The 22,745-nt window shown below is 50.7% G+C and carries 23 protein-coding genes, 1 other RNA gene and 2 pseudogenes; 9 read left to right on the forward strand and 17 right to left on the reverse strand.

What is annotated here, in order from left to right:
• Positions 1–21 precede the first annotated feature (21 nt).
• The 7 genes and pseudogenes from HMPREF3178_RS03630 to HMPREF3178_RS03655 all read right to left on the reverse strand — a co-directional run.
• A pseudogene (locus HMPREF3178_RS03630) lies at positions 22–750 on the reverse strand (phage integrase central domain-containing protein); the annotation flags it as partial.
• Positions 751–1,620: 870 nt separating this feature from the next.
• A complete protein-coding gene (locus tag HMPREF3178_RS03635; protein ID WP_070585023.1) occupies positions 1,621–3,954 on the reverse strand; it encodes a primase-helicase zinc-binding domain-containing protein in 2,334 nt (777 codons plus the stop codon).
• 11 nt (positions 3,955–3,965) lie between these two features.
• On the reverse strand, positions 3,966–4,286 hold the full coding sequence (locus HMPREF3178_RS03640; protein WP_004098169.1) for a DUF5375 domain-containing protein: 321 nt from the start codon (positions 4,284–4,286) through the stop codon (positions 3,966–3,968).
• Entirely contained in the window at positions 4,283–4,510 is a 228-nt protein-coding gene (locus HMPREF3178_RS03645) for a hypothetical protein (RefSeq protein ID WP_048980309.1), read from the reverse strand. The genes HMPREF3178_RS03640 and HMPREF3178_RS03645 overlap by 4 nt, the downstream gene beginning before the upstream one ends.
• A complete protein-coding gene (locus tag HMPREF3178_RS32005; protein ID WP_004132556.1) occupies positions 4,507–4,701 on the reverse strand; it encodes a host cell division inhibitor Icd-like protein in 195 nt (64 codons plus the stop codon). The genes HMPREF3178_RS03645 and HMPREF3178_RS32005 overlap by 4 nt, the downstream gene beginning before the upstream one ends.
• Before the next feature lie 24 nt (positions 4,702–4,725).
• A pseudogene (locus tag HMPREF3178_RS32010) lies at positions 4,726–5,058 on the reverse strand (ash family protein); the annotation flags it as partial.
• Positions 5,055–5,321: a helix-turn-helix transcriptional regulator gene (locus tag HMPREF3178_RS03655; RefSeq protein ID WP_004132554.1), complete on the reverse strand. Its 267-nt coding sequence runs from the start codon at positions 5,319–5,321 to the stop codon at positions 5,055–5,057. The pseudogene HMPREF3178_RS32010 and the gene HMPREF3178_RS03655, both read right to left, overlap by 4 nt.
• A 539-nt stretch (positions 5,322–5,860) precedes the next feature.
• Here HMPREF3178_RS03655 and HMPREF3178_RS03660 point away from each other — a divergent pair.
• From HMPREF3178_RS03660 to HMPREF3178_RS03670, 3 genes are read left to right on the forward strand one after another with little or no spacing between them, the layout of a single operon-like run.
• The gene (locus HMPREF3178_RS03660; protein WP_048982015.1) at positions 5,861–6,598 is read left to right on the forward strand and encodes a hypothetical protein; all 738 of its coding nucleotides are present in this window, start codon (positions 5,861–5,863) and stop codon (positions 6,596–6,598) included.
• Entirely contained in the window at positions 6,595–6,840 is a 246-nt protein-coding gene (locus HMPREF3178_RS03665) for an ogr/Delta-like zinc finger family protein (RefSeq protein WP_004185270.1), read from the forward strand. Before HMPREF3178_RS03660 ends, HMPREF3178_RS03665 begins: the two co-directional genes overlap by 4 nt.
• Before the next feature lie 17 nt (positions 6,841–6,857).
• A complete protein-coding gene (locus tag HMPREF3178_RS03670) occupies positions 6,858–7,424 on the forward strand; it encodes a phage polarity suppression protein (RefSeq protein ID WP_048982013.1) in 567 nt (188 codons plus the stop codon).
• Between the two features lie 534 nt (positions 7,425–7,958).
• On the opposite strand, the gene HMPREF3178_RS03675 is transcribed toward HMPREF3178_RS03670, so the two are convergent.
• The 5 genes from HMPREF3178_RS03675 to smpB form a co-directional block, all read right to left on the reverse strand.
• Entirely contained in the window at positions 7,959–9,728 is a 1,770-nt protein-coding gene (locus HMPREF3178_RS03675; protein ID WP_023307276.1) for an ATP-binding protein, read from the reverse strand.
• Positions 9,716–10,834, reverse strand: a complete 1,119-nt coding sequence (locus HMPREF3178_RS03680; RefSeq protein WP_226952347.1) for an SIR2 family protein — start codon at positions 10,832–10,834, stop codon at positions 9,716–9,718. The genes HMPREF3178_RS03675 and HMPREF3178_RS03680 overlap by 13 nt, the downstream gene beginning before the upstream one ends.
• 7 nt (positions 10,835–10,841) lie before the next feature.
• Positions 10,842–12,035, reverse strand: a complete 1,194-nt coding sequence (locus HMPREF3178_RS03685; RefSeq protein ID WP_023307278.1) for an integrase domain-containing protein — start codon at positions 12,033–12,035, stop codon at positions 10,842–10,844.
• Positions 12,036–12,218: 183 nt separating this feature from the next.
• Positions 12,219–12,582, reverse strand: a transfer-messenger RNA (tmRNA) gene (gene ssrA / locus HMPREF3178_RS03690).
• A gap of 143 nt (positions 12,583–12,725) precedes the next feature.
• The gene (gene smpB / locus HMPREF3178_RS03695; RefSeq protein ID WP_004104655.1) at positions 12,726–13,208 is read right to left on the reverse strand and encodes an SsrA-binding protein SmpB; all 483 of its coding nucleotides are present in this window, start codon (positions 13,206–13,208) and stop codon (positions 12,726–12,728) included.
• Between the two features lie 149 nt (positions 13,209–13,357).
• Here smpB and HMPREF3178_RS03700 point away from each other — a divergent pair, with 149 nt between their 5' ends.
• Both HMPREF3178_RS03700 and HMPREF3178_RS03705 read left to right on the forward strand, forming a co-directional pair.
• A complete protein-coding gene (locus tag HMPREF3178_RS03700; protein ID WP_004104653.1) occupies positions 13,358–13,795 on the forward strand; it encodes a type II toxin-antitoxin system RatA family toxin in 438 nt (145 codons plus the stop codon).
• Positions 13,785–14,075: an RnfH family protein gene (locus HMPREF3178_RS03705; protein ID WP_004104651.1), complete on the forward strand. Its 291-nt coding sequence runs from the start codon at positions 13,785–13,787 to the stop codon at positions 14,073–14,075. The genes HMPREF3178_RS03700 and HMPREF3178_RS03705 overlap by 11 nt, the downstream gene beginning before the upstream one ends.
• A 70-nt stretch (positions 14,076–14,145) precedes the next feature.
• Here the strand turns inward: HMPREF3178_RS03705 and bamE are convergent, their stop codons facing one another.
• The 3 genes from bamE to nadK form a co-directional block, all read right to left on the reverse strand.
• Positions 14,146–14,487 (reverse strand): outer membrane protein assembly factor BamE, encoded by a 342-nt coding sequence (gene bamE / locus HMPREF3178_RS03710; protein WP_004104649.1) that lies wholly within the window; start codon positions 14,485–14,487, stop codon positions 14,146–14,148.
• Between the two features lie 147 nt (positions 14,488–14,634).
• A complete protein-coding gene (recN, locus tag HMPREF3178_RS03715) occupies positions 14,635–16,296 on the reverse strand; it encodes a DNA repair protein RecN (protein WP_004104647.1) in 1,662 nt (553 codons plus the stop codon).
• Positions 16,297–16,382: 86 nt separating this feature from the next.
• Positions 16,383–17,261, reverse strand: a complete 879-nt coding sequence (nadK, locus tag HMPREF3178_RS03720; RefSeq protein ID WP_004104646.1) for an NAD(+) kinase — start codon at positions 17,259–17,261, stop codon at positions 16,383–16,385.
• A 125-nt stretch (positions 17,262–17,386) separates the two neighbouring features.
• Here nadK and grpE point away from each other — a divergent pair, with 125 nt between their 5' ends.
• Complete coding sequence (gene grpE, locus HMPREF3178_RS03725; RefSeq protein ID WP_004104644.1) at positions 17,387–17,977, forward strand: nucleotide exchange factor GrpE; 591 nt, start codon at positions 17,387–17,389, stop codon at positions 17,975–17,977.
• A gap of 64 nt (positions 17,978–18,041) precedes the next feature.
• Here the strand turns inward: grpE and HMPREF3178_RS03730 are convergent, their stop codons facing one another.
• Entirely contained in the window at positions 18,042–19,331 is a 1,290-nt protein-coding gene (locus HMPREF3178_RS03730) for an HlyC/CorC family transporter (protein WP_004104643.1), read from the reverse strand.
• Positions 19,332–19,349: 18 nt separating this feature from the next.
• Positions 19,350–20,141 (reverse strand): cytochrome C assembly family protein, encoded by a 792-nt coding sequence (locus HMPREF3178_RS03735; protein WP_004104642.1) that lies wholly within the window; start codon positions 20,139–20,141, stop codon positions 19,350–19,352.
• A gap of 164 nt (positions 20,142–20,305) precedes the next feature.
• On the opposite strand from HMPREF3178_RS03735, the gene ffh reads away from it, so the two are divergent.
• The 3 genes from ffh to rimM all read left to right on the forward strand — a co-directional run bounded on the left by ffh (position 20,306) and on the right by rimM (position 22,724).
• Positions 20,306–21,673, forward strand: coding sequence for a signal recognition particle protein (gene ffh / locus HMPREF3178_RS03740; protein WP_004104641.1), 1,368 nt, complete (start codon positions 20,306–20,308; stop codon positions 21,671–21,673).
• Positions 21,674–21,908: 235 nt separating this feature from the next.
• Positions 21,909–22,157 (forward strand): 30S ribosomal protein S16, encoded by a 249-nt coding sequence (rpsP, locus tag HMPREF3178_RS03745; protein WP_004104640.1) that lies wholly within the window; start codon positions 21,909–21,911, stop codon positions 22,155–22,157.
• An 18-nt stretch (positions 22,158–22,175) separates the two neighbouring features.
• Entirely contained in the window at positions 22,176–22,724 is a 549-nt protein-coding gene (rimM, locus tag HMPREF3178_RS03750) for a ribosome maturation factor RimM (RefSeq protein ID WP_004104638.1), read from the forward strand.
• Positions 22,725–22,745: the final 21 nt, after the last annotated feature.

Raw genomic sequence — 22,745 nt, forward strand, 5'->3', positions numbered from 1 at the left:
TCAGCAAAAGTTCGATTTATTCAACAAAGCCGTTTCCAACCGGATTGACGCATTCGTCAAAGATTCCATAAACCTTGGCAATTCGCTTGGGGGAAGGGCAGGCATATTTTGCTTTTTTGGTTTACTGAATCTTTGGCTAAGGTTGTCAGCCGGGTTGAACTCAATAAGTTCTTCAGTGGCTGCCCACCGGAAGATTTCATTCAGACGTGAAATGATGCGGCGTAGAGTTTCCAATACGCCTCGTTGCTCAATAGGATCAAGGTGTTGTTTTAAGAGCTTAGGTCGGATCTCATTGATAGGGACATTACCCAGACCAGGAAAGACATTTCTCTCTAAGCTGCGCCAGATATCTGCTGCATGGTCTTGTGAGATACCTGAGGTCTTTACCTTCTCATCTAACCATTTCCGCGCTACGGCTTGGAGGGTGTGCTCAGTAGCACTCTTTAATGCCTTCGCCTTATCGTTGTTATGGACTTGGGGATCAACACCATTTGCCAGAAAGGAGAGATATTCATCTCGTAAGGCTCTGGCTCTTGCAAGGGTAAGGTGAGGATATGTCCCAAGGCTCATTTTGGTTCTTTTCTTGCTCACTGGTACTGCATACCTGAAATACCAATTTTTCTTGCCTCCTTTTGCCAAAGGAGCGATTCGTAGAATCAAACCATCGCCGTCAAATAAGTTGATTTCTTTATCGGCTGGCTTAGTGCTTTTGGTTTCAGTGTCAGTGAGCTTCTTAGCGATTTTTGCCATTTGGGACCCTCGATTTTTGGACCCTTCTTAGTGGGTCCCATTCAGGGTGCCATAACTCGTAGTTCTCAGCAATTCTCACTGGACGACAATAGACGTAAAAAAGCCCGCAGAGCTTGTGCTGTGCGGGCTTAGTAGACTTCAGTATACTTCAAACAACTAAAAAGTGGTGGGCTGGCGGAGTCTGAATAAATTGCGTAAGTATTTAAATTTAAATTATTTTAATGTGTTCAACTTTCATTTGTGTACCTAAACGTGTACCAATTATGGAATGTCATAGCATTCTTCCTTATCTAAAGTTGTCGATTGCTCTTCCTCCTGATGATTTTTCTGGATCTACAAAGGCTGGATAAAAAGTTTTTTTGCATTTAACTGTTCACACTGTTCACCTCCTTATTTTTCTTTTTAATATCATAATGATAGTCGGTGATCAGTTGGTGAAGAGTGAACAGTCAACTCTTCACCTTAGCGCATCTCCGGCCTGTTTACGGCGACCACCACCTCAATATGATGGTGATGAGGGGGGGGGTAAAAAGTTTTTTTGCATTTAACTGTTCACACTGTTCACCTCCTTATTTTTCTTTTTAATATCATAGTGATAGATGGTGAACGGTTGGTGAAGAGTGAACAGTCAACTCTTCACCTCAGCGCGTTTCTGGCCTGTTTCCGGCGACCATCACCGCAATACGATGGTGATGAGGGGGGGTAAAAAGTTTTTTTGGGTTTAACTGTTCACACTGTTCACCTTTGGTTTTTTATTAATACTTTCATAGTGATACAGGGTGAATATACGGTGAAGGGTGAACAGTGGATTGTTCACCCTTGAGGGAGGGGCAGATACAAAAAGACCGGCGGTCGCCGGTCTGAGACAGGTTAAGTCGCGGTGGGTTCGTCGCACTTCGGCAGCCAGTCGCCGTAGCTTTCCTCTTTCAGCGACAGGTTAGTTTGTATCCCCTGCTTTGTGTGCCGCTTCTCATAATTCATCCCGTACTCTTTCAGCATCATGGGCAGTCCCAGTCCGAACATTTTCAGGCTGAGCACATTCCTGTACCCGTTGGCCTCCATATAGGCCAGATACGCGTGATAGAGATATTTACGGTAATTACGCGGGATGATACTGGCATTACCCATGAACATCCCGTTGGTCTGCGGCAGCGCCTCCAGATAGCCGCAAAAATCAAACGTCGGGTCAGCGTCGCGTTTAATACTGAGCGCCTCGTCGGAGTTCTGCTGCGACTGTAGCAGGGCGCGGGCGCTCATCGGGTCGCTGAACTGCTGCATTAACTGGCGCACGATGACGGCCAGCTCGCGGGCGATTTTATCCCTGAGCTGCGGGTCGCGCTCCTCCGGGGCTATCTGCTCCGGGAAGTGGATGATTACCCGGCGACGTGACACGCCGCCGCTGCGGTCGGTGAAGCGCATCGGGTTGTTGTTGACCGCCAGAATGACCGCCGGAATATGCGTCGAGTAGGGATTCTGGTATTTCGGGTCAACGGAGACCGCGTCACCGCCGGTGATGGCTTTGAGCCCGGCACCGTCACCGCTCCATTTCTCCTGGTCAGGCAGACGAATGAGCGAGAAGCCAATCAGGGAAGCACGCTTGCGCGGGTCCTCCAGCGTGTCGATGTCGGCTGATGTGGCGTTATCCTCTCCGGCCAGCATCGTGGCGATTTCGGCGAGAATACTTTTCCCGCTGCCGCCGGGGCCGGTCACTTCGAGAAAGAGCTGCCAGTCGTAGCGGTTCGCCAGCACCATAAACAGCGCGGCCAGAATCACGTCGCGTTTTGTCGGGTTGCTGCTGGCCGCCCGGTCGAGCCAGCGCCAGAAATTCGGCGCATGGGTCTCCAGCGTTTCGCCCTCCACCGGCGGGGTGAAATCCACGTCACACAGGGTGCGCAGCCAGTGCGATTTACTGTGCGGGCTGAATATACCTGAGCTGGTATCGAGTACCCCGTTGCGAAAACCAATCAGACGGCGTGCCGGTGCCTCCTGCTGCGGAATAATCAGTTTCAGGGTCTCCACCACTGAGGTAATTCTCCCCGATGAGAACGGGGCGCGCAGGCGCTGGAACAGTCCGGCCACATCGCGGGCAAAATCAGACGGCGTTATCACCTTCCAGATGCCACTTTCATAGCGGGACAGAAGCTGGCCGTTGGCATCGACGGCCAGCGCTTCGCCGTAATGCTCATGCACCCGCATCGCCTTATCACTGGCGCTCATGGCGGTAAACTCCGCCTCGCTCATGGTGTCGAAGGGGCTTTGTGCCGCTGGCCGGATGGCGGCATAAATGGCTTTCCGCGTGGCGTCCTCCCCCTTCAGCATCACCGCATCATTCCAGTCACCGAACACCGGCGGCAGGGCGACAACGCCCTCACAGGCCTGAGCGGCTGCGGTGGCTTTGTTCTGGCCGTCGCCGTTCAGGTCACGGTCAGCGGCGAGGATAATCTGACAGGCCGGGTGTTTCTGACGGGCCAGGCTCGCCAGAGAAAGAAGGTTCACGGACGACAGCGCCACCATGACGGTTTCGCCGGTCAGGTGATGCACGGTAAGGGCCGTCGCATAACCCTCCGCTATCCACAGGCGTTTTCCCGCCTGTTTCTGTCCGTCGATGAGATGGCATGCCCCTTTGACCTGCCCACCTTTCAGGGTGCGTTTAAGACCGTCAGCGTTAATAAGCTGGAGGTTAACCAGCGTGCCGGTCCCGTCATACAGCGGCACCACCACATCACCGGCGCGGTAGGCCACGCCGCCGGTTTTGTGAGACGCGGTCAGCGTCAGACACTCACGGCCGGCAAAGCCCTTGCGGGTCAGGTAAGCGTTGCCGGTGGCCGGGCGCGTTTTCTCCAGCAGTCTGACGGCCAGCGCGGCCGCTGCTTTGCGGTCGGCCTCCGTTCCGGCCTCTGCGGCTGCTGTCACCTCCGGGGCCACCGGTGGCAGGTGGCCGGTGACGGCGTTCACCTTCCCGGCAGCCTCGGATGCCGACACGCCGAACACCTTCTCAACCAGTTTCAGGCCGTCACCGGCGCCGCACTGGTTACAGAACCATGTGCCGCGCCCCTCTTTATCGTCAAAGCGGAAACGGTCAGCGCCGCCGCATACCGGACAGGCCTGATGGCGGTTTTTTATCACTTTCATTCCCAGCGCCGGGAGAATGCGCGGCCAGTGGCCGCACGCCTGTTTTACTGTGTCCGTTACGTTCATCTTCATGGTTTTCTCCCTCAGTGCAGTACAGGCGATGTGATATGGCGGGCGCAGAGCTCATCCATCACGGCGAGTCCGAGGAAGGAGAGTGACGGGGCGGCTTTCAGCGGCCCGGCCTCCATCAAATCTTCCAGTAATGCACAGGCAATCAGACGGCCTTTCTCCTCGCCGTGCTGGCGCAGATAGAACCCCTCCAGCTCGGCGGCGATGGCGCTTTCCAGCGCGTCGAGGGTGAGGTGAGGATAGCGGTGCTGGCGTTCGCACAGGGTCAGCCAGGCACAGGCCACGGCGCGGCGATACAGGGCGGCACGCAATACGGGCGGCAGAGGCGTTTTCATACATTGCCCTCCCCGGTGAACCAGCGGTGGTTGCAGCGTTCGACCACGGCGTCGAGCTGGGCGGTCATGAGGTAAATCACGGAGGTGAGCTGTAACTGTTGCGCCGGGTCACGACGCAGGGAGGTGCAGTCCTGCACCTGCATCAGCTCGCCGACGAACTGGCCGACGTTGCGCAGGTGCTCAAGGCATTCGAGGTCTTTGACGGTGATGGCGGGCTGTTTCATGCGCGCACCTCCGCCACCGGCAGACGCCCGGCAAACGAGAGGACGTAATCGCGAACGAGGGAAAGACGTGCGGCGTGTTCATCCCCGGCGACGGCGCGGAGCATACAGATACGGGGCTGACGGTCTGCGCGGCGAACGGCGGCAAACACAAAGACAAACTGCGGGTGTGACGGGGTGAGGGTCGTAGCCATAGGGGCAACCTCCGTTAGATAGCGTATTACGCTACCACCGGAGTTTCCACGCTCACTGGTGGTAGCCCAGACGGGGGTGGAAATACCGGCTCTAACGGATACCGGCCCGACCGAAGTCGGCCCCGCCTGAGCCACCATTACTCGATAGCTACAACAGCCATGAAACCATTGCGCAAGTAACAGGTGCACGAGGGCGAAGACACAAAAAAAGACGCAAGGCGCGTCTGGTGTCGCCGTTAGATTACTCGGGTTTCCACGCCCGGCTGTCGATTTTGCGACAGCGATAAAACTATACCTGGAAACGACGAAGGGAAGCAAGCCAGAAAAAGGGGCTTTTTGCAGAACGGGCATCATCATGCGTCATAGCCCCGGTTGCGTTCGGCGATACGGTCAGCCATCCACCCGGTGATTTCTGACTGCGCCCACGCCACGTTTTTTCCGCCGAGCGAGATTTGTTTCGGGAAAGCCTCCCGGCTGATGAGGTCGTAAATCGTGGAGCGGGACAGCCCGCACAGATGCATCACTTCGGGCAGGCGAATAAAACGCTCCTGAACGGCATCAGAAACCGGCATCAGCGGCGCGGCAGGGGCAGAAGACGGGGAAGAAAAAGCGGTGTGCATCGGGCTACCTCATAAAGTCCATACAGTGCCGGTCGTGTCCGTCCGGCCTCGGGTAGCTCTCTATTTTGTGAATATTTTCCCTGAGGGCAACAAGTCTTTTTGTTGTGCCCGACCACACAACATGTTGATTTTTTGAAAGTGGAAAACACTGGCAAACGTTGGCAATCATTGGCAATTGATGGCAAACCTATGATTACTTTTATCTATATATATTTATTCTTTAATCACTAAAAAATCTAAGCAAGCAGAGCATCGTAAAAACAGAAAGGTGAACAGTGGTGAACAGTGGGTGAACAGTCAACCCCTCAACTGTTCACCCATTATCTTACTGTATTACTTATATTTTTTCTTATGGTGAACAGTGGTGAACAGTTATATGTAAAAAAACAAACAGTGAGTATGCTTTTCCTGAGACCTTTCTCTGGCAAGCCGGGTTTTGACGCCCTGTTTGTGCCAGTACTGCCACAACCGCAACAGGTCGTGTTGTTGTGTGTGCCCCGGCAGAATCACCTCATGTTGAAATCACGAGGAAACCTGCCATGACCGACACCACCTTTATCCCTGATTACCTGAAACCGGCGCTGGAGCGACTGGCCGCCGCCAGAGCGGCCCATCTTGAACAGGCCCGCCGGATGGAGGACACCCTGACGGCCATCACCCGCGCAGAGGAGCAGAAAGCGGCGCTGGAGCAGGACAACGGCAGCGATACCCGCACATGGCGCGCCGCTTTCCGTGCCGGGGGTGCCATGCTGACCGATGAGCTGAAAAGCGGCCATATCGAACGCGTGGCCCGCCGGGAGCTGGCGCAGGAATGTGACAATCTGACCGAAGTGCTGGCCTTTGAACGTGACCTGCTGAAAGTCGCCTGCAACAGCACCGCGCGGGCATTCCGCCAGGCGCATCATGCCGTACTGTCTGAATATGCGAAGGAAGAGCTCGACCGCGCGCTGAACGACACCCTCGGGCCACTGGTCCGGGCGATGGTGCTGAAAGCGGATGTGATGGCAAACCCGCTCGCCAACACCATCGGCCATCAGGGGTACACCGAGCCGGAGAAAGAGGTCATGCATCAGGTGGTGACCTTCCTGACCGGGAAAGTGAGCGCCTTCTCCGTCACGCCAGCGGATGAGCCGGTGCTCTCCCTGACCGGCTTCCCGGCCGTCGCGCTTCCGCACATGAACCACGACGCCGCCAGCACGCCCGGCGAGCGTAAAGTCTGGCAGGAGGAAATCCGTCAGCGCGAGGCTGACCTGAAAGCGCGGGGGCTGCTGCCATGATGCACTGTCCGTTCTGCAAAAAGTCGGCGCATGCCCGCACCTCCCGCTATCTGTCGGAGAACGTCAAACAGCGCTATCACCAGTGCACCAATATTGAGTGCTCGGCGACGTTCCGCACTACTGAAGCCATCGACGAGGTTATACGTCCTCCGGCGGAGAAAGCGCCGCCTGTCGCGGAGCCGGTCACACCCCCGGCACCCCGTAAAGTGCAGGGCTGCTACAGCTCGCCATACCGTCATTAATCAGGGGAGAACTGACCATGACCACCCTTACGCTACAGCAGGCCTTTGAAGCCTGTCAGAAGAACGAAACCGCCTGGCTGAACTGTAAAGCCGAATTGGCGGCCGCAGAGCAGGAATATCAGGAACAGGTGCTGGCCGGGGATGACCGTATACCGGGCAGAATGCAGACACTGCGCGACATTATCGATGTCAAAAAATGGGAGATAAATCAGGCCGCCGGGCGCTATATCCGCGCCCATGAAGCGGTGCAGCGCATCAGTATTCGCAACCGGCTGAATGACTTCATGCAGGCACACGGGACAGAGCTCGCCGCCACGCTCGCCCCGGAGCTGATGGGTCTTAGCCAGCAGCCCGCACTCCTGACCGGCCATGCGCTGGACCGTTCGGCGCATTACCTGAGGGAAGCGCTGTCCGTGTGGCTGAGTACCGGTGAAGAAATTAATTATGCGGCAGAAGACAGTGATATTTTAACGGCCATCGGATTCAGGCCTGACGCGGCTTCGCGGGTGGATAATCAGGAAAAATACACCCCCGCACAGAGCCTGATTTATGCCCGCCGGCGCACGGAACTGGCCAGCAGGTAGCCCCGTAAGAAATCCCCGAAAATACCGCTATTTTTCCCGAATTAAGCCATGCATCCACAGGGTGCATGGTTTTGCATGCGCTTTCTCGTCCCGTCACTCCCTTCGCAGCCCTGTCCCGCCGCGGCCTAAGACTGTCCATGCACCTGCATGAAAACCGACCCACGAAGCGTGCAGGCGAGGCGGGGAAAGCACTGCGCGCCAGCGGTAAAGTATTTATTTAATGATATTTAATTTCGCGGCCTGAGCGCGTCGCTGCGCTGTGCGTGTTCTCGGGTGTGTCGATGGGTGGTGCGATACTGTTCGAGGGCGTTACGGGCTTCTGAGGCTGCTATTTTCCTGACATATTATTCGGGCCTGTGGCAGCCTGAGTCTCGTAATTCAACTGCATTAAAACCAACACACAAAGTGGGCAGGCGTGGCAGGTAGAGCATTGCACACAAGTTAATCCCTGAGGGTTATATTCCCCGCCCCTTGGGGCGAACTACCCAGTAGTTACTTTTGGGGGTAGTCCACTTGCAGCGGGGTTATTCATTTTTAAAGATCCCATAAATTCTCAAGATCAAGCGTGTCACTTTGTGGAGCACTTTCTTCAGCAAGTCTATCGATCTGTACAAGCAGCGGAGTATGGAATGCTGTTCCTGAAATTATACATGCACCAGGGGGAAGTGTTGGTATGAGCGTTCTGGAAGCTGCATCCAAGGTACTTAAGGTGTTTTTAAGAAGATAAAGATCATTTTCATTTACCAAGCGATGTATGAAATAATTATGCAGCTGTGACACAATTGTTGGTGATATATCAAATGGTCGCTGGCTTGAAATAGTAACAAAATAACCAAATTTCCTACCTTCTTTTATTATTTCTTCAAATAATTCGAGTCGATAGTCTTTCCATGTCTCAGCCTCTCTCACAGAGCTTTCAGAAAGAATATTGTGAGCTTCATCTATTATTAAATGGAAGCTTTCTTTCTTGTTTTCAGAGGACTTATGTTCTAAAAAAGAACATTTTGCAATCATCATTGGAATGGTTTTTTTTATGGATTGATTGCATTCTTTAAGGGATATTATAGATATGGGTTTATGATTTTTTTGAGTTTCATTTATTTCTATGACTTTAGCTAGGGATGAACTCATTGCTATTATTTTATTTATTAGTGGATATATATGTTCATATTGAACATAGTTCCTGGAAACAGAGTTTATTAGTTGTAGTGTTGCACGTATGGCAATTTCATCAAATACACTGGTAACCTGGAAGTTGCTGTTGTAAATTGTTTTAGTGTGTTGTAGAACGTCTGCTGTGTTATCAAGCCAGCTAGCAGGGTGTGTATATTTGTCTTGACCTGAATGCCAAGTGAATAGAGATAGCTCATCTCTTATTTTTTGTTGGGCACCCTCATCAAAATAAGATATTAGGCTTTTAAGTAAATTAACAGTCTCTTTATGAGGGTTTGTGCCAAACATTATTTCAATGGTTCTTTTTAGATACTCATTAAGATCGTTATCATATTTTAACTTGCTCTTTATTAAATGGGTTAAAAATGGCTTTTGTGTTTTTTCAGTTGCTGAAAATAACACTGATAATAGCTCATCATCCCAAAACTCTTTTTCTCCGAAATGAATTTTACCACCATCTTTTTTGGTGCTAAGTTTTATTGAATGGCACAACTCTGGAAAGGAACTCTCAAGTGTTCCATACTCGCCGTTGAAATCTATCAAGACAAAATTTGATTTGCTACTAAACAGTTTTGTGTTTTCAATTCGATTGATAAGTGATTGATACAATTTTGCTAAAGTATTCGATTTTCCGCTCCCTGTATTTCCAAAAATTCCAATGTGAGAATTAAAAACACCGTTTATTGGGATGTTTATTGGTAATTCTTCCAACATGGATTTACCAATGTTGATTAGTGGGGTTTTAGTACTTTTGCTAAAGCTGTATATCTCAGATATTTTATCATCCGAAATTAAATACAGTCTATCATTTATCATTGGAAGGTATTTTATACCAGAGTAAAATTTATCTTCAAAAAAATAACCGAGAATATTAAGCTCAACAAATCTTTCATACCTTTTCTGTTCGATGTCATCGATTCTAATATTAAAATTCTCAACAATTTCCTCACCGATGATCTTACCTACAATATCCTGATAGCCTTTGCGGACTAAAACAAACTCATTTATGGATATACCGCGCAGTATTTTCCCATTGTGAAAATATGTTGATTGGTACAAATCATGGTTTATTTTTGCCTTAACAGTGGTTCCTTTTACTTGTGTTACTTTACCAATGTTTAATTCGTCCATGTGACCCAATCTCCTGTTTCTGATTTGAAAATTCTATCAATGAAAGTATCAAAAGATATTTTATGATCATCTTCTTTCGGGTAAATGTAGGTTATTCTAGGATCGTTTACGGTGATATTTATATCGTGCTTACTTTGCGTGTTATAACAAAAAACAAATATTTTCAAAGTGGGATTGCTCAAAGATCTTTTAATTATTTCAAGGATGTGTTCATCTTGAAATGAAAATCCGAAACAAATTAATACTGTTTGTGGTTTCTCTAATTCATAACTTAATAATCTTAAACTTTGATAGTAATGTTGCTGAAATACCGTTTCTGAAAATTTCTCTTTTGTTGGGTTAACTATTGCGAGTGAGTTATAATACGATTTAAATTCATCAAGTAAATTCAGGTCATTAAGATTTAAATCTAAGTAATCAACAAGATTATCATTGGTGTTATTTAGAGTGTTTACTAGATCATCTATGGTCTTTTCTGTCTCTAATTTTATTCTTGCGGGTGACGTAATTGGATAATTAATACTTATCGTTTCATTCTCATCTCTTTTCCATGAGACTGAACCATGCATCTTAATTAAATTAACAGTTGGTAGTTCATGTTTGTACATGTCATGCGTACCTTGATGCCAAGTAGTAATGTGAAAATTACTAATATTTAATTTTCTATTTTTAAACCCTATAGCACCATCATTGAAATGGAACGTTTTCTTGGTTAATGCATTGTCTGCTGCTGTTTCAAAGAAAAGATCATAATTAGTTGTGAAAATATTTGCTCTCCTTATTTGATTGGAACCTTTCTTCTCTAATAAGGTAACAAGTTCATCTAGGAAATTTGTATAGCTAGCTATCGTTGAACTATATTTTTTGTTTTCTGAAATTGGCTCTATGCAAAATGTCTTTCTAATAATTTTGTTAAAATAGGAACATAAGATGAAATCCCTAACGTCCTTGCAATCTTCATGAGTTAATAAAGTCTCATAAGTAGTATTTTCTGCAATCCACAAGGTTGGTATATACGATGCTGAAGCTCCTGAGCCAAATAGGAAGTTTATGTTTTTGTCATAGATGTTTGATGCTTTGCATGGAAATTCTCTCGTGCTCATCATTATATCCTTATTTGCTATTCACTATGAAATTACCCCACCAACTCATAAGCTTCTTTCTTTTTTCAAGGTAAGTTGAGCGATTATATGCTCTCCGAACCTCATTTTTCTCAATGTGAGCAAGTGCTGCTTCAATTACATCTGAGTTCAAACCAGCTTCATTCATTGCAGTACTCGCTATTGAGCGCAAACCATGTGCTACTAATTTACCCCCATATCCAATCCGTTTTAAAGCAGCATTTGCCGTCTGGCTATTCATTGGTTGCTTTGGGTCATTTCGACTCGGAAAAACATGTGTACGATGAGCACTGATTGGCTTCATCACTTCCAGAATATCTAATGCTTGTAGAGATAGAGGAACGATGTGCTCACGCTTGGCCTTCATCCGTTCGGCTGGAATAGTCCAGAGCTTTGCATTGAGATCGATCTCTTCCCAACGAGCACCTGAGGCCTCTGAAGGGCGAACGAGCGTCAGGAGCTGCCACTCAATGAGGCAGCGTGTTGGAACAGATAAATTAGACATAACCAGTGACCGCATCAATTTTGGCAATTCTTCTGGCCGCAGCGTCGGCATGTTTTGCTTTTTTGGTTTCTCAAAGGCCATGCCAACACCTGATGCCGGATTCGCATCTATCAGACCGGTGTTAACCGCATAAATCATTATCTCGTTAACACGCTGTACCAAACGACGAACAGTCTCAAGCGCCCCCCGAGCTTTGATTGGCTCTAGTGCTTCAACAATCGTTCTGGCTTTAATCTCCTGGACAGGTATCGCCCCAATGGCAGGGAAAACATCTTTATCCAAGGAGCGCCAAATGTCTTTTGCATAATCTTCTGTGACGCTTCTGCTTTTAATCTGGAACCAGTTAGCAGCCACTGTTGAGAAAATGCTGTCTAACTCAATCTGGCGTTGTTCTGACGCTTGCTCCTGCTGCTGTTGTGGATCCATGCCTTGCGCGAGCGTGGTTAAGTGCTGGTCGCGTATCTGACGAGCTGCTGCGAGTGTAAGGGCAGGGTATGAGCCGAGACTCAAATTTGTGCGGCTGCTGCTTCCCGGTCGCTGATAACGGAAGCGCCAGAGTTTTTTACCGGAGGTTTTGACGAGCAAGAACAGGCCATCACCATCATGCAGGGTAAAGTCTTTTTCACGAGGTTTAGCTTTAAGTATTTCGTTGTTAGTCAGTGGGCGTGTAATGCGCGCCATGTCTGGATCCCTTCCATAATTGGTACACGTTTAATGGACCACAGTATAGCGTGTACCTAAACGTGTACCAATTTTCTCTGGATTTAGCCGGATGTCCTCGGACAACGACAGACACAAAAAAGCCCGCAGGGCTTGTGCCATGCGGGCTTTCAGGATTTCCCCGGACGTATCCGGAAGAGCAAGTGGTGGAGCTGGCGGGAGTTGAACCCGCGTCCGAAATTCCTACATCCTCGGTACTACATGCTTAGTCTGTCTTTACATTCGCCTGGCACCTGCGGACGGACACGCCACTACCAGACTAGCCTGATTAGATTTAACGCTTCAACCCCAGGCAGGGCCTCCACGCGATCTCTTTTGGGTTTGACCTCTCTTTGATCCCCGTCTTAAGAGCGGAAGCTAGGGAGAGAGGGCTCAGAGCAGGTTATTAAGCTGCTAAAGCGTAGTTTTCGTCGTTTGCGACTATTTTTTTGCGGCTTTTTACGAGGCCAACCGCCCCTCGGCATGCACCTTGGGTTTCGCAAATCCCGTCGAATCCAGAATCAGCCCCAATGTGTACGTTGAGTATAACAGATTTATGAATGCGCTGACCAGCCCTCGTTTTGAGGATTATGGCGCCAGAGTGGATGAAAAATCAGCATCAACAACAATATAGCGTGAGGGCCAGCTGGCTGACCCTCAAGAGAAGGGCAATTAACGACCTGCGTGTTTCATAATGCGGGCTTTATCAACTGCCCACTCGCGATCTTTTATATCGGTGCGCTTGTCGTGCTGTTTCTTACCTTTCGCTACGCCGATTTTGACTTTGCACCAGGCATTCTTCCAGTACAGGGAAAGAGCGACCACGGTGTAACCTTCACGGTTGATACGCCCGTATAGGGTATCCAGTTCACGCTGATTGAGCAGAAGCTTACGGGTACGCGTTGGGTCGCATACGTAGTGGGTGGACGCTACCGCCATCGGCGTGAAGTTGGCGCCAAACAGATAGGCTTCGCCATCTTTCAAAATGACATAGCTGTCGCCAATATTGGCTTTACCTGCGCGGAGAGATTTTACTTCCCATCCCTGCAGGGCAAGACCCGCCTCGTATTCATCTTCGATAAAGTATTCATGACGAGCGCGTTTATTCAGCGCAATGGTGGCTGATCCAGGTTTGTGGGCTTTTTTCTTAGTCATAGTATCCTGAAGTCATCGTCTTAAAACAGTCGTACCTCAATCTTCCTGCGAGGCGTAATGGGCTATCTTAGCACGAGTTGCGGTACAGCGTTTTTTTTAGCAGCAGATAAATGATATTATTTGCCCTGTGTTTATATGTGGAACCTGCTATGCCTCAGATTAGCCGTACCGCGCTGGTGCCGTTCAGTGCTGAACAGATGTATCAACTGGTAAATGATGTAAAGTCCTACCCTGATTTTCTGCCGGGCTGTACCGGTAGCCGGGTTCTGGAGCTTGGGCCGACGCAAATGACTGCGGCGGTTGACGTATCCAAAGCGGGTATCAGTAAGACCTTCACAACGCGAAATACGCTCACCAGTAACCAGAGCATCCTGATGAGTCTGGTCGATGGTCCGTTTAAAAAGCTGATTGGCGGCTGGAAATTTATCCCCTTAAGCCCGGAAGCGTGCAAAATTGAGTTTCATCTCGATTTTGAATTCACCAATAAGCTGATTGAAATGGCGTTTGGTCGTATCTTCAAAGAACTGGCCATGAATATGGTTCAGGCATTCACGACGCGCGCTAAAGAGGTCTACAGTGCCGGCTAAAATCGTGGTTGAAGTGGCCTACGCGTTGCCGGAAAAACAGTATCTGCAAAGCGTCAAGCTTGAGGAGGGGGCGACGGTCGAGCAGGCGATTGTTGCCAGCGGTCTTCTGGCGCTACGTGACGATATCGATCTGACGAAAAACAAAGTGGGAATTTATAGCCGCCCGGCTAAGCTTCAGGATCGCGTCCATGATGGCGATCGGGTCGAAATCTATCGTCCGTTGATTGCTGACCCGAAAGAGCTACGTCGTCAGCGGGCGGAGAAAAACGCCGGAAAGTAACCGTTTCGCACCAAAGATGCAGATATAAAAAAAGCGCTCAATGAGCGCTTTTTGTGTATTGATAGCTTTATTACTCCGCCGTCAGGGCAGGTTTGTTATCAATGTTGGTCAGCACACCGCTGCTGTTAAAGGTCAGGGTAAGCGTCTGCTGGGTAACTTTTTCATGCCCAGGCTGCTGACGGAAAACGTAGAACCAGGTATTAGTGCCAAACGGATCCGACATCATCGGCGTACCCAAGGCATAGGCAACCTGTTGTTGCGTCATGCCGACACGAACTTTTGCTACATCGGTTGGTGCCAGATAGTTACCCTGGTTGATGTCAGGACGGTAAACCACTCGTTCCAGAGTGGAACAGCCTGCGGTCAACATAAGAAGAACCGCTGCGGCAGCAGTCAGCGTTTTACAGCGCATAGTGATTTGATTCCTTTTTGGGCCCGAGCAGTACGTGGCTCATCTGTAATATGCCGATGATAATAGACCTTTGCCCGGTTGGGAACCTTCGGCTGCAGGTCTATCGGCAATTTGCTGTTCACTATGACTCTGTGAAAATCAAAAAGTTTACGCGGCAAGCAACTCTTTCGCGTTTGCCAGAGTGTTACGAGTGACTTCACTGCCGCCCAGCAGACGGGCCAGTTCCTGCAAGCGAGCGCGTTTATCCAGAGGGTGCATATGCGTCTCGGTCATTTCACCGTCTGTTTCCTTGCAGACGAAGAAATGATGATGTCCGCAACCGGCCACCTGCGGTAAGTGGGTAACGCACATCACCTGGGTTGACTCACCTAGCTGGCGCAGCAGTTTGCCCACCACCGCTGCCGTAGGGCCACTGATACCGACATCTACTTCATCAAAAATCAATGCCGGAGTTTCCATTTTCCGCGCAGTGATCACCTGAATCGCCAGCGCAATACGCGAGAGTTCGCCTCCGGAAGCAACTTTAGCGATTGGCTGCAGCGGCTGACCCGGGTTGGTGGTTACCCGGAATTCAATATGGTCTGCGCCTTCAGCGGTGAGATGACGCTCATCAAACGCGACATCAATGGAGAATACACCGTGTGGCATTGAAAGTGAGTGCATACTCTCCGTAATTAACCGAGTCAGCTCATCAGCGCTATTCTGACGCAGGGCATGTAGCTGCTTCGCCGTCTCAAGGGCTAACTGATGATGCTCCACGACCATCTGACTGAGGGATTCCAGGGAACCGGCGCTATCATCCAGCAGACGCTGCTCTTCCAGCAGTGACTGGTAAAATTCTGGAAGCTCCTCGGGCGTAATTTGATGCTTGCGCGCCAGGACAATTTGTCGGGAGATACGTTGTTCCAGTTCGAACAGACGATTCGGATCGAGATCGAGGCGATCGTGATAATGACGCAGCTCGTCCGTGGCTTCGCTAAGCTGAATAGATGCTTCTTCAAGCATATCCAGCACTCCGGAGAGTTTACTGTCCATACCAACCAGCTCGCTCACCAGCTGCTTTGCGGCATAGAGCTGGCTTTGCAGATTGGATTCTTCGCCGTCTGCCATCACCGACAGCGCATGCTGACAGGTCGACAGCAATTGACCGCTGTTGGCCAGACGTTTGTACTCTTCATCAATTTGCTCGAATTCGCCCGGCTGCGGATTAAACTCGTTGAGCTCTTTTAGTTGATACTGCACCAGATCCGCACGCGCGGCGCGCTCCTGGCTTTGCTGCTGATGCTGCGCCAGATCGCGGCAGCTTTTGTGCCACTGACGATAGCGTTCAGCCATTAGCTGAGTAAGCGCATACTCACCGGTATAGCCATCAAGTAAGGTCTTCTGATGTTCGGGCTTAGTCAGCAGTTGGTGCGCATGCTGGCCATGGATCTGGATAAGAAGCTGTCCCAGTTCGCGGAGCTGGGATAAAGGCACCGCCGTACCGTTAATAAAGCCGCGAGAGCGGCCGTCTGCGCTGATAACGCGGCGAAGTAAACACTCACGCCCGCTTTCGAGCTGGTTTTGTTCCAGCCAGCGTTGTGCGGCCGGCGTGTCTTTCAGGGAGAAGCGCGCGCATAAATCAGCCCGGCTGGCGCCTCTGCGCACCATATCGGCTTCCGCCCGACCGCCCAGGCACAGCCCCAGCGCGTCGATAGCGATCGATTTACCGGCGCCGGTCTCGCCGGTAATGGCGGTCATACCGCTGTGAAAATCGATTTCCAGCTCACGAACGATAGCAAAATTACTGATAGTGAGTTGTGCCAACATAGCTGCCTTCCTGTATGAAAAACCATTACTGTGTTTTCGTACAGTATAATCGGGTTTTTTATCCAGTAAAGGGGCTGGCTATAAAATCAGAACAATTTTTTCGACCAGCCAAGCTTAGTGCTTAATGTATTGAAATAGCTGTAATCTTTAGGATGGATGAGATTAAGGTGATAATCACACCGGCGGATCAGCACATCTTCTCCATCCTGAATGGGCAGCGCTATCTGGCTATCGCAGCTAATTTCGAGGTCGCTGCAGCGCTGCGAAAAACGCAGGCGAATAGTACTGTCACCGTTGATCACCAGCGGCCGGGCCGAAAGCGTATGCGGGAACATAGGCACCAGGGTGATAGCATCCAGCGAAGGGGTAAGGATCGGCCCGCCGGCGGAGAGGGAATAGGCCGTGGAGCCGGTGGGCGTGGAGATGATGAGCCCATCTGAGCGCTGAGAGAAAGCAAACACCTCGTCAATATAGACTTCAAACTCAATCATATGCGCTACTTTACCGGGGTGCAGGACGACTTCGTTAATCGCCGTGCTGATACGCTTCTGGCAATCCTGCTGACAGACCTGAGCTTCCAGAAGGAAGCGTTTTTCGGCGATATAGTGGCCTTCGAGCACATCAGCGAGCTGCTGTAGCGCGTTGTCCGGATCGAGGTCGGTCAGAAAGCCGAGATTTCCACGGTTAATGCCAATAACGTTAATATCGTAGCGCGCCAGCGTCCGCGCCGCGCCGAGCATATTACCATCGCCGCCAACCACGACGGCCAGGTCTGCCTGCTGGCCAATTTCCGCCAGCGTCCCGGTCTTCACATTGCTGAGCTGTAATTCATGAGCGATTTGCTGCTCAACCAGAACTTCATAACCTTTGCTGGACAGCCAGCGCCAGAGCATTTCATGTGTGGTCAGCGCGGTTGGGTGACGAGGGTGTCCCACAATGCCTATACACTTGAAGTGATTCTTCATGATCTGGATGTCCTTGAGTTAAATGAATAGTGACAATCTGGCTGCGTTCCCTTGAAACCCGGAAACTGATCCCCATAATAAGCGAAGTTAGCGAGATGAATGCGAAAAAAAACGCGGAGAAATTCATGAGTAGTAAAGAACAGAAAACGCCTGAGGGGCAAGCCCCGGAAGAAATTATCACGGAGCAGCACGATGACGTTGAGGCGGTAGAGCCTGAGGTTTCGGCTGAGCAGGTGGATCCGCGCGATGAAAAAATTGCGAATCTGGAAGCTCAGCTCGTTGAAGCCCAGAAGCGCGAACGTGAAGTATTGCTGCGTGCGAAAGCCGATGAAGATAACCTGCGCCGTCGTACCGAGCAGGATATCGAAAAAGCGCATAAGTTTGCGCTTGAGAAGTTCGTCAACGAACTGTTGCCGGTCATCGACAGCCTGGACCGCGCCCTGGAAGTGGCTGATAAAGCCAACCCGGATATGGCGCCGATGGTTGAAGGTATCGAACTGACGCTGAAGTCGATGCTGGACGTGGTTCGTAAGTTTGGCGTGGAAGTCATTGGCGATACTAACGTGCCGCTGGATCCGAACGTGCATCAGGCCATTGCGATGGTTGAGTCCGAGGACGTACCGGCAGGTAACGTTCTGGGCATTATGCAAAAGGGCTACACCTTGAATGGCCGTACTATTCGCGCGGCGATGGTAACCGTAGCGAAAGCGAAGTAAATAAGCGAAACGGCTACCATGAGGTAGCCGTTTTTCTATTCAGACCTGCACCGTGCCAGGTATGCTATGACTCCGCCACGCTTTCACGAATGGGTTTTACCGGCATAACCTTCACCTGTTTAATCATATTCTCCTGAACATCAAGAATATCGATATCATACTGTTCAATGCGCACGCGGGTGCCGGGGGCAGGGATCTCTTCGAGAGCTTCCAGAATGATACCGTTAATGGTTCGCGCTTCATCTTCCGGCAGATGCCAGTTAAATGCTTTATTGATTTCACGTACGTTGGCGGTACCGTCGATAATCACTGAACCATCGTTAAGCGGCGTTACCTCTTCTGCAAGCGTAGGCGACATGGAGGTCGTAAAATCGCCGACGATCTCTTCGAGGATATCCTCAACCGTGACCAGGCCCTGAATATCCCCATATTCATCCACCACCAGGCCCACTTTCTTTTTGTTGCGCTGGAATTTTACCAGTTGGGTGCTGAGCGGCGTCCCTTCCGGCACGAAGTAAATTTCGTCGGCGGCGCGCAGCATTACCTCTTTTGTGAACTCTTTTTTCTCCGTCATCAGGCGATAAGCTTCGCGTACCCGCAGCATGCTGATGGCATCGTCAAGGGTGTCGCGGTACAGCACGATGCGGCCGTGGGGAGAGTGGGTCAGTTGGCGGACAATGGACTTCCAGTCGTCGTTAATATTAATACCGACGATATCATTGCGCGGGACCATGATGTCGTCCACGCTAACTTTCTCGAGATCCAGAACCGACAGCAGCATGTCCTGATTGCGGCGGGAGATTTGCGAGCGTGATTCATTAACGATAGTACGCAGTTCATCTTTGCTGAGCGCCCCGCTAATGACGATATCGGTTTTAATGCCCATGATGCGCATCAGAATGCGGGTGATGGTGTTGAGCAACCACACCAGCGGCATCATCAGTATTTGCAGCGGCGCGAGCAGAAGGCTGCTGGGATAGGCGACCTTTTCCGGGTAGAGCGCCGCAATGGTTTTGGGCAGCACTTCCGCAAATACCAGCACCACGAACGTCAGAACCCCGGTGGCAATGGCAACGCCTGCATCGCCGTACAGGCGCATACCCACGATGGTGCCGAGCGCCGAAGCGAGAATATTAACCAGATTATTGCCAATGAGGACCAGGCTAATCAGACGGTCAGGTTTGCGCAGCAGCTTTTCAACGCGTTTTGCCTGACGATTGCCCTGCTTGGCCATATGACGCAGGCGATAGCGATTTAGCGTCATCATGCCGGTTTCAGAACCGGAGAAATAGGCGGAGATAACCACCATGATGATCAGCGTTACGATCAGCGTGGTGGTGGAGATATGTTCCACTAGGGATTCCTTAAAGACTTAGCTCATGAACTGTTGCAATACGCGGCTACCAAAGTAGGCCAGCGTCAGCAGGCCTGCGCCAGTCACGTTAAACCAGACGACCCGGCGTCCGCGCCACCCTTCATGATAGTGGCCCCAAAGCAGGACGATATAAACGAACCACGCCACGATAGAGAGTACGGCTTTATCAATGTTTTCCGCACTAAACAGGTTATGCATGTAAAACAGCCCGGTACACAGCGTCAGGGTTAACAGCACCACGCCTATCTGGGTGATATGAAACATTTTACGTTCGATGCTCATCAGCGGCGGCATTTCGCTACTGAAGGTCAATCGTTTGTTCTTTAACTGATAGTCAATCCACGCCAGCTGCAGAGCGTAGAGCGCGGCGATAATCAGCGTAGCATAAGAAAAGAGCGACAGGCCGATGTGGACCAACATCCCCGGCGTGGTTTCCAGATGCGTGATGTACTCGTTCGGCATAAAGGTGGCGAACGCGAGGTTGATCAGGGCGAAGGTGTAGACAATGGGCAGCAGCAGCCAGCCGCGATTGCGCGATGCGACGATGGTCATCACCGTACAGATCATCAGGCTAACCAGCGATCCCACGTTTAATAAGCTGAGGTTTTGCCCGCTTTCGCCGCCGGGAAAAATGCGTGACTCCAGCGCAAAGGCGTGACAAATCAACGCAATAGTTGCGGAAAGAATCGCCATCCGCCGCCAGCTGCTGTTTTTTTGTAACAGACCAGGGACGATCAGCGCGAGGCTGATGGAGTAGGCGACAAGGGCGAGTAGAGCAAAAACAGGCATATGCGCGTCGACTGTTGACTAAATAGTAGAGAGAAGCAGTATAACGTCACGCGAGTCTGGCTCCAACCGTTGCAGCACATTCGCGTTTATGTCGTGTTATACTGCGCCCATTCCGTTTTTGTGTCGCTGCGGCGACCGACCGTTTCCACCTCAGGCGAGAGACAATGTTTGATAATTTAACCGATCGTTTGTCGCGTACGCTGCGCAACATTAGCGGCCGCGGACGCCTTACTGAAGACAATATTAAAGATACTCTGCGCGAAGTGCGCATGGCGCTGCTGGAGGCGGACGTTGCTCTGCCTGTGGTTCGTGACTTCATCAACCGTGTTAAAGAGAGCGCGGTTGGTCATGAAGTTAATAAAAGCCTGACCCCGGGGCAGGAGTTCGTCAAAATCGTGCGCAACGAACTGGTTGCCGCGATGGGCGAAGAGAACCAGGCGCTCGATTTAGCCGCGCAGCCGCCTGCCGTAGTTCTGATGGCCGGTTTGCAGGGGGCGGGTAAAACGACCAGCGTCGCTAAGCTGGGTAAATTCTTGCGTGAAAAGCACAAGAAGAAAGTCCTGGTGGTTTCCGCTGACGTTTATCGTCCCGCGGCGATCAAACAGCTGGAAACGCTGGCCGAGCAGGTTAGCGTCGATTTCTTTGCGTCTGACGTTGGCCAGAAACCGGTTGATATCGTTAATGCCGCGCTGAAAGAAGCGAAGCTCAAATTCTACGACGTGCTGCTGGTGGATACCGCTGGTCGTCTGCACGTTGATGAAGCGATGATGGACGAGATTAAGCAGGTCCATGCAACGCTTAATCCGGTAGAAACCCTGTTCGTTGTCGATGCGATGACCGGCCAGGATGCGGCGAATACCGCGAAAGCGTTTAACGAAGCGCTACCGCTAACCGGTGTTGTATTGACCAAAGTGGACGGCGACGCCCGCGGCGGCGCGGCGCTGTCGATTCGTCATATCACCGGCAAGCCGATTAAATTCCTCGGGGTGGGCGAAAAAACCGAAGCGCTGGAGCCGTTCCATCCGGATCGTATCGCTTCCCGTATTCTCGGCATGGGCGATGTCCTGTCCCTGATCGAGGATATCGAAAGTAAGGTCGACCGCGCGCAGGCTGAAAAGCTGGCCTCTAAGCTGAAAAAAGGCGATGGTTTTGACTTGACCGATTTCCTTGAACAGCTGCGTCAGATGAAAAACATGGGCGGTATGGCCAGCCTGATGGGCAAGCTGCCGGGCATGGGGCAGATACCGGACAACGTTAAATCGCAAATGGACGACAAAGTGCTGGTGCGTATGGAAGCCATCATCAACTCGATGACGCTGAAAGAGCGCGCTAAACCGGAAATTATTAAAGGTTCGCGTAAGCGCCGTATCGCCGCAGGCTGCGGAATGCAGGTGCAGGATGTGAACCGTCTGCTCAAGCAGTTTGACGATATGCAGCGCATGATGAAGAAGATGAAGTCGAAAGGCGGCATGATGAAGATGATGCGTGGAATGAAAGGTATGATGCCGCCAGGTTTCCCCGGAGGCCGATAGTATTGTGGCTATTGCTGCCGGCGCGCCCTTCTTTCCTGTCCCATTGTTGGCGCGCTCTGGCTATGAATTACTCGCAGGTACCCAATTTAGGGTATCTGCGGTGCCCTTCCACAGCAGAGTTTATAACTGCTGATTGCAATTTCCCCAGAAATCAGTAAAATTTTCGGGCTTTTAATATGACACCGGGCTCCGTTCCTCGATGGGGCCCGGTGTTTTATTCACACAAGAGGATGTTATGGTTACTATTCGTTTAGCACGTCACGGCGCGAAAAAGCGTCCGTTCTACCAGGTTGTTGTTACCGACAGCCGTAATGCACGCAACGGTCGCTTCATCGAGCGCGTTGGTTTCTTCAACCCGATCGCTTCTGCGACCGAAGAAGGAACTCGTCTGGATCTGGATCGTATCGCTCACTGGGTTGGCCAGGGCGCGACTGTTTCCGATCGCGTAGCTGCGCTGATCAAAGCCGCTAACAAAGCAGCTTAATCTGTCACGGTGGTCATGATGAGCAAGCAACACACCGCACAAGCACCTGTTGATCCGATTGTATTGGGCAAAATGGGTTCTTCCTACGGTATCCGTGGTTGGCTCAGAGTGTTTTCCTCCACCGAAGACGCCGAAAGCATTTTTGACTATCAGCCCTGGTTTATCCAGAAGGCGGGTCAGTGGCAGGTTGTTGAGCTGGAAAGCTGGCGCCACCACAATCAGGATATCGTCATTAAGCTGAAAGGCATTGACGATCGCGATGCAGCGAATCTATTGACTAATTGCGAAATTGTTGTGGATTCATCGCAGCTGCCTGCGCTTGAAGAGGGTGACTATTACTGGAAAGACCTGATGGGCTGCCAGGTAGTGACCACTGAAGGCTATAGCCTCGGTAAAGTCATCGACATGATGGAAACCGGGTCTAATGACGTTCTCGTCATCAAGGCAAACCTGAAAGATGCATTTGGTATCAAGGAGCGGCTGGTTCCGTTCCTCGATGGGCAGGTTATCAAGAAAGTCGATCTCGCTACTCGTACTATCGAAGTAGATTGGGATCCTGGTTTTTAAATTCTCCGAATAAACGGTAAA

The organism is Klebsiella sp. HMSC09D12 (assembly GCF_001808475.1).
Classification (GTDB): domain Bacteria; phylum Pseudomonadota; class Gammaproteobacteria; order Enterobacterales; family Enterobacteriaceae; genus Klebsiella; species Klebsiella oxytoca.

Coding starts and splice junctions, on each gene's coding strand:
- HMPREF3178_RS03635 (WP_070585023.1), bottom strand. CDS start 3,954: ATGAAGATGAACGTAACGGACACAGTAAAACAGGCGTGCGGCCACTGG.
- HMPREF3178_RS03640 (WP_004098169.1), bottom strand. CDS start 4,286: ATGAAAACGCCTCTGCCGCCCGTATTGCGTGCCGCCCTGTATCGCCGC.
- HMPREF3178_RS03645 (WP_048980309.1), bottom strand. CDS start 4,510: ATGAAACAGCCCGCCATCACCGTCAAAGACCTCGAATGCCTTGAGCAC.
- HMPREF3178_RS32005 (WP_004132556.1), bottom strand. CDS start 4,701: ATGGCTACGACCCTCACCCCGTCACACCCGCAGTTTGTCTTTGTGTTT.
- HMPREF3178_RS03655 (WP_004132554.1), bottom strand. CDS start 5,321: ATGCACACCGCTTTTTCTTCCCCGTCTTCTGCCCCTGCCGCGCCGCTG.
- HMPREF3178_RS03660 (WP_048982015.1), top strand. CDS start 5,861: ATGACCGACACCACCTTTATCCCTGATTACCTGAAACCGGCGCTGGAG.
- HMPREF3178_RS03665 (WP_004185270.1), top strand. CDS start 6,595: ATGATGCACTGTCCGTTCTGCAAAAAGTCGGCGCATGCCCGCACCTCC.
- HMPREF3178_RS03670 (WP_048982013.1), top strand. CDS start 6,858: ATGACCACCCTTACGCTACAGCAGGCCTTTGAAGCCTGTCAGAAGAAC.
- HMPREF3178_RS03675 (WP_023307276.1), bottom strand. CDS start 9,728: ATGGACGAATTAAACATTGGTAAAGTAACACAAGTAAAAGGAACCACT.
- HMPREF3178_RS03680 (WP_226952347.1), bottom strand. CDS start 10,834: ATGATGAGCACGAGAGAATTTCCATGCAAAGCATCAAACATCTATGAC.
- HMPREF3178_RS03685 (WP_023307278.1), bottom strand. CDS start 12,035: ATGGCGCGCATTACACGCCCACTGACTAACAACGAAATACTTAAAGCT.
- smpB (WP_004104655.1), bottom strand. CDS start 13,208: ATGACTAAGAAAAAAGCCCACAAACCTGGATCAGCCACCATTGCGCTG.
- HMPREF3178_RS03700 (WP_004104653.1), top strand. CDS start 13,358: ATGCCTCAGATTAGCCGTACCGCGCTGGTGCCGTTCAGTGCTGAACAG.
- bamE (WP_004104649.1), bottom strand. CDS start 14,487: ATGCGCTGTAAAACGCTGACTGCTGCCGCAGCGGTTCTTCTTATGTTG.
- recN (WP_004104647.1), bottom strand. CDS start 16,296: ATGTTGGCACAACTCACTATCAGTAATTTTGCTATCGTTCGTGAGCTG.
- nadK (WP_004104646.1), bottom strand. CDS start 17,261: ATGAAGAATCACTTCAAGTGTATAGGCATTGTGGGACACCCTCGTCAC.
- grpE (WP_004104644.1), top strand. CDS start 17,387: ATGAGTAGTAAAGAACAGAAAACGCCTGAGGGGCAAGCCCCGGAAGAA.
- HMPREF3178_RS03735 (WP_004104642.1), bottom strand. CDS start 20,141: ATGCCTGTTTTTGCTCTACTCGCCCTTGTCGCCTACTCCATCAGCCTC.
- ffh (WP_004104641.1), top strand. CDS start 20,306: ATGTTTGATAATTTAACCGATCGTTTGTCGCGTACGCTGCGCAACATT.
- rpsP (WP_004104640.1), top strand. CDS start 21,909: ATGGTTACTATTCGTTTAGCACGTCACGGCGCGAAAAAGCGTCCGTTC.
- rimM (WP_004104638.1), top strand. CDS start 22,176: ATGAGCAAGCAACACACCGCACAAGCACCTGTTGATCCGATTGTATTG.